The 13,894-nt window shown below is 32.4% G+C and carries 12 protein-coding genes; 4 read left to right on the top strand and 8 right to left on the bottom strand.

The features are described 5' to 3' along the window. Positions 1 to 4: 4 nt before the first annotated feature. Both opp3C and opp3b read right to left on the bottom strand, forming a co-directional pair. A complete protein-coding gene (opp3C, locus tag KA830_RS06495; RefSeq protein WP_046208052.1) occupies positions 5 to 1,072 on the bottom strand; it encodes an oligopeptide ABC transporter permease in 1,068 nt (355 codons plus the stop codon). Continuing rightward, positions 1,072 to 1,998 carry an oligopeptide ABC transporter permease gene (gene opp3b / locus KA830_RS06490; RefSeq protein ID WP_064209430.1) on the bottom strand — a complete coding sequence of 309 codons (927 nt, stop codon included), beginning with the start codon at positions 1,996 to 1,998 and terminating at the stop codon, positions 1,072 to 1,074. Before opp3b ends, opp3C begins: the two co-directional genes overlap by 1 nt. 245 nt (positions 1,999 to 2,243) lie before the next feature. On the opposite strand from opp3b, the gene KA830_RS06485 reads away from it, so the two are divergent. After that, complete coding sequence (locus KA830_RS06485) at positions 2,244 to 2,618, top strand: DUF3899 domain-containing protein (RefSeq protein ID WP_064209431.1); 375 nt, start codon at positions 2,244 to 2,246, stop codon at positions 2,616 to 2,618. 36 nt (positions 2,619 to 2,654) lie between these two features. On the opposite strand, the gene KA830_RS06480 is transcribed toward KA830_RS06485, so the two are convergent. The 3 genes from KA830_RS06480 to KA830_RS06470 form a co-directional block, all read right to left on the bottom strand. Beyond that, positions 2,655 to 3,905 carry an MFS transporter gene (locus KA830_RS06480; RefSeq protein WP_064209432.1) on the bottom strand — a complete coding sequence of 417 codons (1,251 nt, stop codon included), beginning with the start codon at positions 3,903 to 3,905 and terminating at the stop codon, positions 2,655 to 2,657. A gap of 244 nt (positions 3,906 to 4,149) precedes the next feature. Beyond that, positions 4,150 to 5,394, bottom strand: a complete 1,245-nt coding sequence (gene fabF, locus KA830_RS06475) for a beta-ketoacyl-ACP synthase II (protein ID WP_073342619.1) — start codon at positions 5,392 to 5,394, stop codon at positions 4,150 to 4,152. 11 nt (positions 5,395 to 5,405) lie between these two features. Further along, the gene (locus KA830_RS06470; RefSeq protein ID WP_040030149.1) at positions 5,406 to 6,347 is read right to left on the bottom strand and encodes a beta-ketoacyl-ACP synthase III; all 942 of its coding nucleotides are present in this window, start codon (positions 6,345 to 6,347) and stop codon (positions 5,406 to 5,408) included. Between the two features lie 228 nt (positions 6,348 to 6,575). Between KA830_RS06470 and KA830_RS06465 the strand changes: the two genes are divergently transcribed. Next, positions 6,576 to 6,770, top strand: a complete 195-nt coding sequence (locus KA830_RS06465; RefSeq protein WP_046208047.1) for a YjzD family protein — start codon at positions 6,576 to 6,578, stop codon at positions 6,768 to 6,770. 257 nt (positions 6,771 to 7,027) lie between these two features. Here the strand turns inward: KA830_RS06465 and clpB are convergent, their stop codons facing one another. Continuing rightward, complete coding sequence (gene clpB, locus KA830_RS06460) at positions 7,028 to 9,637, bottom strand: ATP-dependent chaperone ClpB (RefSeq protein ID WP_204179786.1); 2,610 nt, start codon at positions 9,635 to 9,637, stop codon at positions 7,028 to 7,030. 318 nt (positions 9,638 to 9,955) lie between these two features. Between clpB and KA830_RS06455 the strand changes: the two genes are divergently transcribed. Then, the gene (locus KA830_RS06455) at positions 9,956 to 10,375 is read left to right on the top strand and encodes a nuclear transport factor 2 family protein (RefSeq protein WP_064209435.1); all 420 of its coding nucleotides are present in this window, start codon (positions 9,956 to 9,958) and stop codon (positions 10,373 to 10,375) included. Between the two features lie 172 nt (positions 10,376 to 10,547). Here the strand turns inward: KA830_RS06455 and KA830_RS06450 are convergent, their stop codons facing one another. Continuing rightward, a complete protein-coding gene (locus KA830_RS06450) occupies positions 10,548 to 12,371 on the bottom strand; it encodes an acyltransferase family protein (protein WP_204179785.1) in 1,824 nt (607 codons plus the stop codon). 231 nt (positions 12,372 to 12,602) lie between these two features. Beyond that, the gene (locus KA830_RS06445) at positions 12,603 to 12,911 is read right to left on the bottom strand and encodes a metal-sulfur cluster assembly factor (RefSeq protein WP_019469047.1); all 309 of its coding nucleotides are present in this window, start codon (positions 12,909 to 12,911) and stop codon (positions 12,603 to 12,605) included. 113 nt (positions 12,912 to 13,024) lie between these two features. Between KA830_RS06445 and KA830_RS06440 the strand changes: the two genes are divergently transcribed. Further along, a complete protein-coding gene (locus KA830_RS06440; RefSeq protein WP_046208043.1) occupies positions 13,025 to 13,867 on the top strand; it encodes a Cof-type HAD-IIB family hydrolase in 843 nt (280 codons plus the stop codon). The last annotated feature ends 27 nt before the right edge of the window (positions 13,868 to 13,894 follow it).

Genomic DNA, 13,894 nt, shown 5'->3' with positions numbered 1-13,894 from the left:
CTTTTTATTTACGCATTTTCGGATCAAATGCATCACGTAATCCATCACTAAATAGATAGAAGAATAATATTAATAAACTTAAAATAATAGCCGGAATAAATAATTCATGTGGATGAATCAATAACATTGCGCGACCATCATTTACAAGTGAACCAAGTGATGTTCTTGGTGCTGGCACTCCAATACCAATAAAGCTTAGGAATGCTTCGAAGAAGATTGCATTCGGCACTGTAAACATAGATGTAACAACTATAACTCCTAGTGTGTTAGGTAATATGTGCTTAAATATTAATTTAAGTTTAGATGCACCTAATGTTTTTGAAGCTAATACAAATTCTTGGCCTTTTAATTTTAAGAATTCCCCTCTGACAACACGACTCATTCCAATCCAGCCTGTGATTGCCATCGCTAATATAATCGTCCATATAGATGGTTCAAAGATTAACACGAATAAAATAACAACAATCAATGTTGGTATAGACGCAACAATTTCAATAATACGTTGCATCACATTATCAAGTCGTCCTCCAAAAAATCCTGAAATCGCGCCATAAATGACCCCTATAAAAATATCGAGCAATGCTGCAACAACACCAATAAATAATGATACTTGTGCACCTTGCCAAGTACGTGACCATAAATCTCTACCTAATTGGTCTGTACCAAACCAGAAATTTTCTTTCACTCCAGCTTCTTCATAGGCATCTTTACCTTGAGCACCTTCACCATCAAATGGTAAAAATGAAATTTGATCTAGTACAGGTATTTTAGCTGGTAAGTTACGTCTTTCAACATCTTGTTCAGCATAGTCATGCGCACTAAATAATGGCCCAATTAACGCTAAAATAATGATAATAATTAACCCTATCATACCAACTACCGCTAATTTATTACGCTTTAATTGTGTCCATGCATCCTGCCAAAAGTTTTTACTTTCTCGCTGTATTTCAGGCTCTTTTTCAATATCATTGTTACTTCTAATAAAATCTGATGCTGGTATTGCTTCTGAGGTATGTGACATAACTGCATTTGAATAATCTTGATTTAAATTTTCATTTTTATTATCAGCCATTATTTTTTACCTCCTTGTACACGTATACGTGGATCAATAACACCATATAATATATCTACAAGGAAAATAGAAACTATAAATAGTGTACTGAATAAAATAGTTGTCGCCATAATTACTGGGAAATCGTTCGTGGTAATCGATCTTACGAATTGATCCCCTAACCCTGGCACACCAAAAATATTTTCAATTGTCAAAGTACCTGTTAATATACTCGCCAACATTGGCACAATAATTGTAATTACTGGAATCAAGGCATTTCTTAATGCGTGTCCAAATAATACTCTCATTGTTGAATTACCTTTGGCACGTGCAAGTAAAATATAATCTGAACTTAACACTTCTATCATTTCTGCTCTTATGTATCTTGCTACCGTCGCTAAAACTGCTGCTGATAGTGCTAAAGATGGTAACACTGCTGTTGAAATACCTTCCCAACCTGCTACTGGGAACCATTGCAATCTTACTGAAAATACATATTGTAATAAAACAGCTAAGACGAATGATGGTACCGATACTGCTATAACTGAAATTACTGTAGCTGTATAGTCAGCCCAGGTGTTTTGCCGGACTGCCGCAATGACCCCTAAAATCAGACCGAGTATGACACCAATCACCATCGCTGTTAAACCCATTTCTAAAGATGGTAATAACCTTGGTTTGATTAAATCCCAAACTGGCTGGTTATCATATTGGAATGAGTTACCAAAGTCCCCCGTAACAACATTCTTCAAATAACTCGCATACTGAACTGGTACTGGGTCATTCAAACCATATTTTTCATTTAGAATTTGCTTTTGTTCATCATTTAATTTTTCATCATTAAATGGTGAACCTGGCATAAGTTTCATCAAGAAAAAAGTAATGGTAATGATAATGAATAATGACAAAAACATATAACCCAATCGCTTTAAAACATATTTAAGCATATTGTATCCCCCTTTGAATCGAATTAAACATTCCCTTCACAATATTCAGAATATTTAATAACATTATACGTTTAGTTAAGATTTTAATCAATATTCTATTGCTTTACTTTATTAAAGAAATTAAAAATTAATTAATTTTAAACTTCTAATTAAATACTGTTGTTAACGAATTTATAGTAATTTTTATTCATTTTTTAGTTAACTTAAGTTACAATTAATTTAATTCTTTTTTGGGGGGCAACGACATGAAATATTTAAAACATCTCGTATTATTTTTACTTATTACACCTATAATTTCATTTATTTTATGGTTATTTTCAAACCATAATTGGATAAACTTTATTAATATTATATTCTATGTCTCTATCTTCTTAGCAATATTCTCTTTTATCATTTTGGTTGTGCAGGAAGGCGTTTTAGATCCTACAAGCTTTGGTTTTAGAAGATTAAAATATCAATTGATGAGAAAGAAACATAGAAGCTCGCTTGAAGATGATACGTTTTTTAAGCCTACTAAACCTAAAAAAGATATTTATATTGTTTCATCTTGGGTGAAAATTGCTTTTCTTTGTAATCTCATTTATGTCATTATCTCTATTTTAATATCATTTGCTATATAAAAAGACTGGATTAGTAATTGTATTTAATAACAATAACTAATCCAGCCTTTTTTTCTGTTGATTATCAATATTGGGATTACAAAAAAGTGCATAATAAAGTAGGATAAAGCCCAACAAAACAATGACTGCCACGTAGATAGACATCATCCATGGTAATATAAATGCGCCAATAATAAGTCCTAGACGTGCTAAAATATTTCCGCCGTAAAATGAAACCATTGCAAATGTACTATACGTACTTCGTTTATCTTCAGGAATCATCAAGAATCGTTGTGCATTTTGTATAGGTGAATATATTAATTCCCCTAAAGTAGCCAAAATTGAAAATAAGCATAAAATCCAAAACGATGTTGCAGACGTCAATACACTGTATCCTAATGTATACAAGACAATCCCAATCATAAATGCAATTCTAGTCGAAGTCGCTGCGACAATTCTGTTGACAGTAAATGTTAAAGTGGCGACAACTACTGTATTAATAATCATAATGACCGTAAACATTCTGACACCATCTATATAAAAACCTAAAATCGATAATGGTTCAAAAGCATCTTTCAACCTTACCACGACATAAGAATTTAAACTCAATTCAGCCATGATGACCATCATATAGCCCAAATTTAGCATCATATAATATTTATCTTTAACTACATCTCGATAGCTTTCAAAAAAATGTTTAAATTTAGTCGTAACGTCGCCCTTTTTACTAATAACTTGTTTAACATCATAATACTTCTCAAATAAGTACCAACTTACTAACATAGCGACAAAGAAAAGAATAAATAATAAATGTTTATGCCCCAAATATAATAATGCACCTAACGCCATACCGATGGCTGTACCGATATTAAACATCCAATAATTGAGTTGATATACATATGCCCTAACATCTTCATATATAGCATCCATAATAGCCGCTTCAAATATAGGTTCACTTGCAGCAAATAATAATTGAAAAACAAAAATAGCAATACAAAATATAACTAAACCAGTACCGTCCATAGTAACCGTAATACTTAGAATAATTAGGCAAATTGCATATAAAAAGTGAATATAATTCACCGTTTTCTTCCTATTATAATTATCACCTAAATATCCACCTAAAAAAGACACTATAAAACTCACTATAATATTTATAATTAAAAATGTCCCTGCAAAAACTGCGTTCACCTTGCTCGTTAAATAAAGTGCTATAAAAGGCATGATGGCTTGACTTGCTATAATCAAGATAAAATCTGCAATCATTCGTGTTTTCAAAGTTGTTGACAAAGTTGAAAAGCGTTTCATCTTGACTGCCTCCTTTTGAAGTAAATATAAAGCACATTATACACTAGATGCACACTATAAATATACAATATATCAAATTTAATTATGTATTTTACTATTAAAATATATATTATTTAAAAATTAAAACTATCTTCAATAGATATCATCGCTTATTCATATCACTCCGTATCTGTTAAATAATTTCAGCCAAAATAAATAAGGCTGGACAAATGAATTGTCTCAGCCTTTTATCATTACATATGATTTAGTCGTTAAATTTTTTCAAAACAAGGACGGCATTATGGCCACCAAATCCTAAACTATTACTCATAGCGTAAGTAATATCTAAATCTTCAGCTTTATTTGGAACAATGTCTAAATCACACTCTGGGTCTGGAGATTCAGCATGGATGGTTGGCGCGATGCGGCCATCTCTAATAGATAAAGCAGAGAAAATGGCCTCTAAACCACCTGTTGCACCTAATAAGTGACCAGTCATTGATTTTGTAGAGCTAATTTTTAAGTTTTTAGCTGCTTCACCAAATGTATTTTTAATCGCTTGAATTTCAGTCAAATCGCCAACTGGCGTACTCGTACCATGAGCATTTAAATATTGAATATCTTGGGGCTCAATGCCTGCATCATCAATCGCTGCTTGCATCGCACGTGAGCCGCCTTCGCCTTCAGGTGCTGGAGCTGTAATATGATAAGCATCACCTGTTGAACCATAACCAACTACTTCAGCATAAATTTCTGCACCACGTGCTTTGGCTGACTCTAAAGATTCAAGTACAACAATACCTGCGCCTTCTCCCATTACAAAGCCATCGCGGCCTTCTTGGAATGGTCGACAAGCTGTTTCTTTATCTTCATTCGTTGTTAAAGCACGGCTTGCACTAAAGCCTGCGATTGCCATATGTGTAATTGGCGCTTCAGTACCACCTGTAACCATAGCATCGGCATCACCGCGTTGGATAATCTTGAAAGCTTCTCCAATTGAGTTTGTACCTGTAGCACATGCTGTAACCGTAGCACCATTCGGCCCTTTTGCACCTAAATCAATAGATACTTGGCCTGTAGCCATATCAGGAATTAACATCGGAACAAAGAAAGGACTGACACGTCTAGGGCCACGCTCTAGCAATTGGCTATGTGATAATTCAAATGTTTCCATGCCACCGATACCTGAGCCAATCCAAACACCAATTCTATTAGCTGTATCTTCATTAATATCTAGTTTTGCATCCTTAACCGCTTCTCTTGCAGCGACTACTGCATACTGTGTGAATCGATCCATACGACGCGCTTCTTTTTTATCTATATGATCTTCAATATCAAAGTCTTTTAATTCACCAGCTAAATGAACTTTATATGCTGATGTATCTATACGTGTTATTTCATCTATACCACTAACACCATTTAGTGCATTTTTCCATGAAGTTTTTGCATCATTACCGATTGGTGATAAAACACCCATACCAGTAATGACGACACGATGTTCCTTGCTCATATATTATCCTCCTATTTTCCCCATCTTATTGTTACAGCACCCCAAGTAAGACCGCCACCGAATCCTACTAGTACTAAAACATCATCATCTTTAATTTTACCATTTTCTAATTCTTGTGCGATACTTAATGGAATTGAAGCTGCAGAAGTATTACCAAATTTATCCACTGAGACGCTCATTTTTTCTTTAGGTATACCTAATCGTTCTCTTGCAGATTCCATAATTCTAATATTCGCTTGATGTGGCACAAACATATCGATATCGTTTGGTTCTAAATTTGCTTTTGCAACTGCATTATTAGAGGCTTCACCCATGATTCTAACAGCAAATTTAAACACTTCTCGTCCATTCATAAATATCTTACCATTTTCTGGATTTAAATATAAATATTCGCCTCCAGAACCGTCTGATCCAAGTTCATAACTTAAAATACCTCGGCCTTCAGACACTTCGCCGATAACGACTGCACCAGCACCATCACCAAATAAAATAGCGGTTGAACGGTCTGTGTAATCTGTGATTTTAGATAATTTATCTGCACCTACAACTAAAATATTTTTATAATCGCCTGATTGTACGAATTGTTTAGCGTTAATCATTGCATACATGAAACCACTACATGCAGCTAACTGATCCATAGAAGCAACCTTTCCGATACCAAGTCTGTCTTGTAATATGTTAGCCACAGTTGGAAATGGAAAATCTCCTGTAGATGTTGCAACAATAATCATATCTATGTCCGTTGGTTCAATACCAGCATCATTAATAGCTTTAACACTTGCTTGATAAGCTAAATCAGACGTCTCTTCATCTTCATCAGCCCATCTTCTTTCTTTAATACCTGTCATTTTCGAAATCCATTCATCTGAAGTTTCTAAAAACGATTCAAAATAGGCATTCTCTACTACTTTTTCAGGCGCATATGCGCCGAAACCTTTAATACCCACGTTCATGGTTGTACACCTTCTTAATAATTTTTTAATACCAGGTATTAATTTAACATAATACATAATTTCAATACAAGAACTTCACCTAGTATACTCATTAAAATCACATTTATTATTATAATTTATAGTGAAAATTAGTACAATTAAAATCTACACTTTATAACTTACTACTATACAAATATCACATTCTTATTTATAATAAATGTATATATATTAAATTGGAGGCATTACATAATGAAATACCTCGCAGTGTTATTTTGGTCTATTGTCTTATTACAAATGGTAAATTTCGTGCTTAACAGTCTTTCAGGTGGGGGCGCACTTAATTTGATCACCCCTATTATTGGTGCTATTGTATTTACAATCATTGTCGTATTATTTGACTTGATTATTAAACCTTCAAAGCATGAAACGAAAGAACAACACTAATTATTTATCGCATACACATTTTTAAGAAGCGTTCGAAACGAAAATATCTCGAACGAATTTAAAAAGGCAATCTCTAAGTTATCAATTTAGAGATTGCCTTTTTTTGCTATAGAAAATTTCTAAGATTTTAAATGTACTAACTTTTTAATTAATCCAACATTAATATAATAGTAGCCCATAAATGAATTTCTCCAAATCATTTATGGGCATATTTTAATAGCGATGATGCGCAAACACTATTTTCTATTTATTTCTTCTTATATCATTTCTGGTTTAATTTCTTCAAATGTTAAACCATCATCAGATAAATTTATTTTTATTAACGTACCTTCTGGTAGATTTTCTCTAATCATTTTGCGTGCAAGTGGTGTTTCAATTTGTCTTTGAACAAATCTTTTAAGTGGTCTTGCACCAAATTGTGGTTCATATGCTTCTTCACCTAACCAAGTCTTAGCTTTGTCAGAAACTTCAATTGAAATACGTTGTTCCATCAGTCTAATGTTTAATTGTGTTAAAATTTTATCAACAATTAAACTCATATCATTTACAGATAATGGTTTAAATAATACGATATCATCCATACGATTAATGATTTCAGGTTTGAAGTATTGATTTAAACTATTCATAACTGCTTTTTCTGTTGATTCAGTTATTACACCTGTATCTTTTACATTTTCTAATAAAATTTGTGAACCTATATTACTCGTCATGATAATTATTGTATTTTTAAAGTCTACTTCTCGACCTTGTGAATCAGTTAAACGACCTTCTTCTAATATTTGAAGCAACACATTGAACACATCTGAATGTGCTTTTTCTATTTCGTCTAACAGAATGACTGAATAAGGATTACGTCGTACTGATTCAGTCAGTTGACCGCCTTCTTCATGTCCAACATAACCTGGAGGCGCACCTATTAAACGTGAAACAGAATGTTTTTCCATATATTCACTCATATCAATACGAATCATATGTTTTTCTGAATCAAATAAAGTTGATGCTAAAGATTTCGCTAATTCTGTTTTACCCACACCAGTTGGGCCTAGGAATAAGAAGCTGCCAATGGGTCTGTTAGGATCTTTAATTCCAGCACGTGCTCTGACAACTGCGTCTGCAACCAAATCTACAGCCTTATCTTGTCCCACAACACGTTCATGAAGTATATCAGATAAGTTCAAGAGTTTTTCTCTTTCAGTTTCAACTAATTTTGATACTGGAATGCCTGTCCAAGAACTAACAATATCACCAATTTCTTCATCGGTAACAATTTCACGAATGATGCGGTCATTGTCTTCATTTTGTTCATTTTGGAAAGCATCTTCTAGTTCACGTAATTCTTTTTCTAATTGTGGAATTTTACCGTGCTGTAATTCCGCTGCTTTTTCTAAATTGTAGTTGTTTTCAGCATCTTCTAAAGCTTTTCGATTTTCATCTAATTCTGAACGTTTCTCTTGCAACTTAGCTATTTTTTCTTTTTCTTCTTCAACACGTGATTGAATAGAACTTTGTTTTTCTTTTTCGTTCGCTAGTTCTTCTTGTAGCTCTTGTAAACGCTGTTTACTAGCATTATCAGATTCATTTTTCAATGCCGACTCTTCAATTTCCAGCTGCATAACACGACGATTCACTTGATCTAATTCTGTTGGATTTGAGCCCATTTCAGTACGTATCGTCGCACATGCTTGGTCTACTAAATCTATTGCCTTATCCGGTAAGAATCGATCTGTAATATACCGATCTGATAATTCAGCTGCTGCTACTAATGCTTTATCTTGTATACGAACACCGTGATATACTTCGTAACGTTCTTTCAAACCACGTAAGATAGAAATTGTATCTTCTACATTAGGCTCAGATACATTTACTTTTTGGAAACGACGCTCTAAAGCTGAGTCTTTTTCAATATATTCTCTATATTCATTTAATGTAGTCGCACCAATACAATGTAGTTCACCACGAGCTAACATCGGTTTAAGCATATTACCTGCATCCATAGCCCCTTCAGTTTTACCAGCACCTACAAGCATATGAATTTCATCAATAAACAAAATAATTCTGCCGTCAGAGTCTTTGACTTCTTTAAGTACTGCTTTCAATCTTTCTTCGAATTCTCCTCGATATTTAGCTCCAGCCACAAGTGCACTTAAATCAAGTTCAAAAATTGTTTTATCTAACAATGATTCTGGCACATCTTTACGAACGATACGTTGCGCTAACCCTTCGACGATTGCTGTTTTACCTACACCTGGTTCACCAATCAAAACAGGATTATTTTTAGTTTTTCTACTTAATATACGGATTGAATTACGAATTTCTTCGTCACGACCAATGACAGGGTCCATATTTCCTTGACGTACTTCTTCAACTAAGTCACGACCGTATTTTTCTAAAGCTTCATAATTTGCTTCTGGATTTTGTGATGTCACGTGATTGCCTCCTCTAACTTTTTTAATAATTTCTTCAATAACTTCTTTTTTATTTGCTACAAATTGTTTAGTCGTATCATCTATATCAATAGCAGCTAATACGATGTGTTCCATAGATATATATTCATCTTCATATTTTTTCATATAAGATTCAGCTTTATTTAATAAATTGTTAGCATTTTGGCTTATATATTGGCCATATTGGACATTATCTCCTTGAACGGATGGATATTTTTTAAGCTTTTCTTTATATGATTGATCTAATTTATCAGTGTCTATATGCGCTCTATCAAAAATACTTTTAAATAAACTTTCACTTTCTGTTAATGCCGCTGATAATACAGCTTCAATTTCAATATTTTGATTTTCATTTATTTTAGCCAGTTTAATAGCATTTTGTAATGTACTTTGGACTGCATAGGTCATTTGATTGATATCCAAATTGATTCACCTCACCATTTAATGATTGATCAATAAAGTAAGTTTGACTTTGACTTTCTTTGACCTTATTTATATTATATTACGCTTCTCGGCAATAATCAACAATAAAGGGTTGGTTTTTCAATTATTTTTTATAAGTTTTGAACGCTTACTATATCATAACTTTTACCAGATACATATATGTTAAAACATCTAGATAAATAATATAAAGCTATTAAATTCTATAGCAATATTTATATTTTCAACAATAGGACATTCCTCATTACTTTAAAGCTATGTTAGCATTATTGTAAATATACAAGATTGGAGGTTATCTATATGAAAGATGTAATCAAAAAGCCAACGCCGCCGTTTAATAAACAGACAGCTTTAGAAAAAGTTAAATTGGCGGAAGATGCATGGAATACTAGAGATCCTGAAAAAGTATGTCTCGCTTATACACTTGATTCACAATGGAGAAATCGTAATGAGTTTTTTGAAGGCCGAGAAGCAATCAAATCTTTTTTATATAGAAAATGGAATAAAGAACTTCATTACAAATTGATGAAAGAATTATGGTGTTACACCGATAACCGTATTTCAGTTAGATTTGAGTATGAATGGTATGATGCTTCAACAACTCAATGGATGCGTACCCATGGTAATGAACATTGGGAATTTAATAGCCATGGACTCATGACTAGAAGGGATATGAGCGCAAACGATTACCCAATCAAGAAACAAGATAGAAAGTATTAATATCAACTATGCTAATTCATTAATGGTAAATATATGTCATTTAAAGTACATCTTCAAATGACAGTTTTCTATTATAGATGTTCAAAAGCAAAGTAAACGCCAATTTTAACAAAAATTGGCGTTTACTTGTTAGTTAAGCTTCATTGATTTCATATTTCTCTAAGTTTTTAATTTATTTTGCATTGCTAGTTATATGTTTTAAAATTTCATCCGTCAATGCCTCTACACCTTTTGGTTCTAAATGAATACCGTCTGGTGCAAAGTATTCTGTATGATTTTCAGAGCGTTTGTACCAATCAACAAGCGTTACATTCTTGTGTGTGTGTGCAGCATCTGTCATCAATTTATTCACATGGCCTTCATAACTTCTCGGAACTCTCGTATTCACTAAATAAATTTGAGCATTCCCGAATTTATTGATTAACGTATCTAATTGTTCTTTACTAAAATCTCCATTTGTACCAAGCTCTAGTACAATTTTATCTGATTTTTTATTAAACGAATGATAATGTTTTTCTACAAGTGGAGCGACATCGTAAAGATTACGACCAACCTCACCATCAATTTGTGCATTGGGCACCCTTTTTTTAAAATTCTCACCAATATCAACCATCACTGAGTCACCAATGAGCAGTGGTTTAATATTTGTAAAAACTTCTGATTTGGAGGTTTTTTTAGCATTTGATTTACCAAAAAAGTTTACATCATCAATTGGTATAGGCCTCACTATTTGTTTATCAAATTCATTAGTCTTAAACGTAGTTTTTTTATCTGAAACCATATCTTTTCCTAATTTATCAAAGCTACCAGCTAAAACAAATAAACTTGGAATCATAAAAATTAATAAAACAGCTGTTCTTACTAATGGTATTTTTTTGTTTAATTTTATAGAAAGTGCTTTGAAACCTTTTTTTCTAAAAGGCGTTTCAATATAACGATACGATAATTCTGCTAAAATAATTGTCAATATGATATCTAATAAGTACACATAACTCGGTAATTGTCCATCAACGTAATATGAATGTACAAAACTAATCACTGGAAAATGCCATAAATATAAGCTATAGGACCTTTTACCTATCATAACAAAAATAGGATTTCCTATGACTTTAGCAAAGTAACCTGATGGATGAACAACACTCATTATGACAAATAATGTCATTACAGATATTAAATAAAAACCACCATTATAAATCCAATCGCTATTATCATTAACTTTATAAAAAAGTAAAAGCAAGATGAAAATACCAAAAACACCAATACCATCTATGATATGCGTTAATGTCTTTTTCGGATGTTTTTTCAACTTGAACGGAGGCCATAAAAACGCTAATATGACGCCTAATAACATAGTTTGAAGTCTTGTATCTGTACCAAAATAAACTCGAGAATGAGACATATGTGGTTGTGAAATGCTTATCATCACTAGTAAAGAAATTAACGAAATAATCCAAAATATCAAAACAACATTACGATATTTTTTAAAAGCTAATAAAAGGAATATAAAAAGAATTGGAAAAACTATGTAAAATTGCTCTTCAATTGCTAAAGACCACAAATGTTTTAATGGCATGAAAGCAAATTGTTCAAAATAATTGACATCTGTAGCGATGTACCACCAATTTGAAAAGTAAAAAATTGCTGCTATTGCATCTTTTTTAATATTAATAATTTCGTCTGGTTTTAATACCAGTGTTACCACAATGACAACAAATACTAAAGTTAATAATGCAGGTATCAATCTTTTAAAACGTCTTATCCAAAAGTTTTTTAAATTAATTATCCCTGTTTCTTCATATTCATTTAACAGTAAACTAGTAATTAAATATCCCGAAATAACAAAAAATGTATCAACACCTAAAAATCCACCGGTTAACCATTGCTTATTTAGATGGTAAATAATAATACCAATCACTGCAATTGCCCTTAAACCATCTAAACCTGGCATGTATCGCGTGCTACGTTTCACACGACAATTTTCAAGATTATTGTTCATTTTCCCACAAACTTTCCTAAAATTACATAAACATCTATTTTATTTACCTAGCCATTGTAATACTAATGTAATACAACTGCAATTATTTTAATGAATTGAACGATAGAAATAAATAATTTTAAAATAGCCTGACACAAAGTGGGTATATGTTGTTTAAATAAAAAAACTAGCTTAAGTTAGCAATACGTATCTCATCGCATTGTTACTTAAACTAGTTCTCTAATCTATATATTAACCTATGCCTAGCGCTATTTTTGCATAGCGTGACATCATTTCTTTACTCCATGGTGGACTCCAAACAATATTTACTTCTGTATCTGAAATCTCTGGAATTTCTGCTAAGACCATTTTTACTTGGTTCATAATTTGCGGTCCAAGCGGACAACCCATAGAAGTTAACGTCATTTCCACTGTACATAAACCTTCATCATCAACATCTACGTTATATACTAAACCTAAGTTTACAATATCGATTCCTAACTCAGGGTCTATGACCATCTCTAAAGCATTTAGTATGCTATCTTTTAATCCTTCGTCCATACTTTTCACCTCTTCGTATTTAATCATACTAACAATATATCAAATATCTTACAAAACGCCAATAAAATGCTATGATGTTCATACATCATTTATTAAATTCAAAGGAGATTTACATGAGTTCTTATTTAATTTGTTTAGACTTAGACGGAACACTATTAAACGATGACAAGAAAATTACACCTTATACAAAAAAGGTTTTAACTACATTGCAAAAGCAAGGACACAAACTAATGATAGCAACAGGCAGACCATACAGAGCCAGTCAAATTTATTACCATGAACTAAATATGGATACTCCTGTAGTTAACTTTAATGGTGCATTCGTTCACCATCCAAAAGATGATCATTTCCAAAATAAACATGAAGTACTGGATTTAGACTTATCACATGAAATCATTCAGTCACTGAACAACTTTGGTGTCTCCAATATTATTGCTGAAGTAAAAGATTATGTTTTTTTAAATAATTTTGACCAAAAATTATTCGATGGTTTTTCAATGGGAAATCCTAAAATTGAAACTGGTGACTTACTTTACTCCTTAAATGAATCGCCTACTTCCATTTTAGTTGAAGCTGAAGAATTTATGATTCCTAGAATCAAACAAATGCTAACCCGTTTCTATGCAGAAAATATTGAACACCGAAGATGGGGCTCACCTTTCCCAGTAATCGAAATCGTAAAACAAGGAATTAGTAAAGCTAGAGGCATAGATTATGTGAAAACTTATTTAGATGTAGACAGAAACCATATTATTGCATTCGGCGATGAAGATAATGACTTAGAAATGATAAAATATGCAAAACATGGTATTGCTATGGGAAATGGTTTAGATGAACTAAAACATGTAGCCAATCATGTGACTTATTCAAATAATGAAGATGGCATTGGTCGCTATTTAAACGATTTCTTTCATTTAAATATATCGTATGAAACAGTAGTAGAATCACATATTTAAACACTAAATTTATAGGGGGCAATAATA

This window comes from Staphylococcus sp. GDY8P119P (genome assembly GCF_017892075.1).
Classification (GTDB): Bacteria; Bacillota; Bacilli; order Staphylococcales; family Staphylococcaceae; genus Staphylococcus; species Staphylococcus ureilyticus.
The sequence above is the reverse complement of the archived record's forward strand: the minus strand, read 5'-3'. Positions and strand labels throughout refer to the sequence as shown.

What these genes read in the sequence shown, in the direction of transcription:
- KA830_RS06445 (WP_019469047.1), bottom strand. Translation starts at nt 12,911, where the DNA reads ATGGACGAAGGATTAAAAGATAGCATACTAAATGCTTTAGAGATGGTC.
- KA830_RS06450 (WP_204179785.1), bottom strand. Translation starts at nt 12,371, where the DNA reads ATGAACAATAATCTTGAAAATTGTCGTGTGAAACGTAGCACGCGATAC.
- KA830_RS06465 (WP_046208047.1), top strand. Translation starts at nt 6,576, where the DNA reads ATGAAATACCTCGCAGTGTTATTTTGGTCTATTGTCTTATTACAAATG.
- KA830_RS06485 (WP_064209431.1), top strand. Translation starts at nt 2,244, where the DNA reads ATGAAATATTTAAAACATCTCGTATTATTTTTACTTATTACACCTATA.
- KA830_RS06470 (WP_040030149.1), bottom strand. Translation starts at nt 6,347, where the DNA reads ATGAACGTGGGTATTAAAGGTTTCGGCGCATATGCGCCTGAAAAAGTA.
- KA830_RS06440 (WP_046208043.1), top strand. Translation starts at nt 13,025, where the DNA reads ATGAGTTCTTATTTAATTTGTTTAGACTTAGACGGAACACTATTAAAC.
- KA830_RS06455 (WP_064209435.1), top strand. Translation starts at nt 9,956, where the DNA reads ATGAAAGATGTAATCAAAAAGCCAACGCCGCCGTTTAATAAACAGACA.
- fabF (WP_073342619.1), bottom strand. Translation starts at nt 5,394, where the DNA reads ATGAGCAAGGAACATCGTGTCGTCATTACTGGTATGGGTGTTTTATCA.
- opp3b (WP_064209430.1), bottom strand. Translation starts at nt 1,998, where the DNA reads ATGCTTAAATATGTTTTAAAGCGATTGGGTTATATGTTTTTGTCATTA.
- opp3C (WP_046208052.1), bottom strand. Translation starts at nt 1,072, where the DNA reads ATGGCTGATAATAAAAATGAAAATTTAAATCAAGATTATTCAAATGCA.
- KA830_RS06480 (WP_064209432.1), bottom strand. Translation starts at nt 3,905, where the DNA reads ATGAAACGCTTTTCAACTTTGTCAACAACTTTGAAAACACGAATGATT.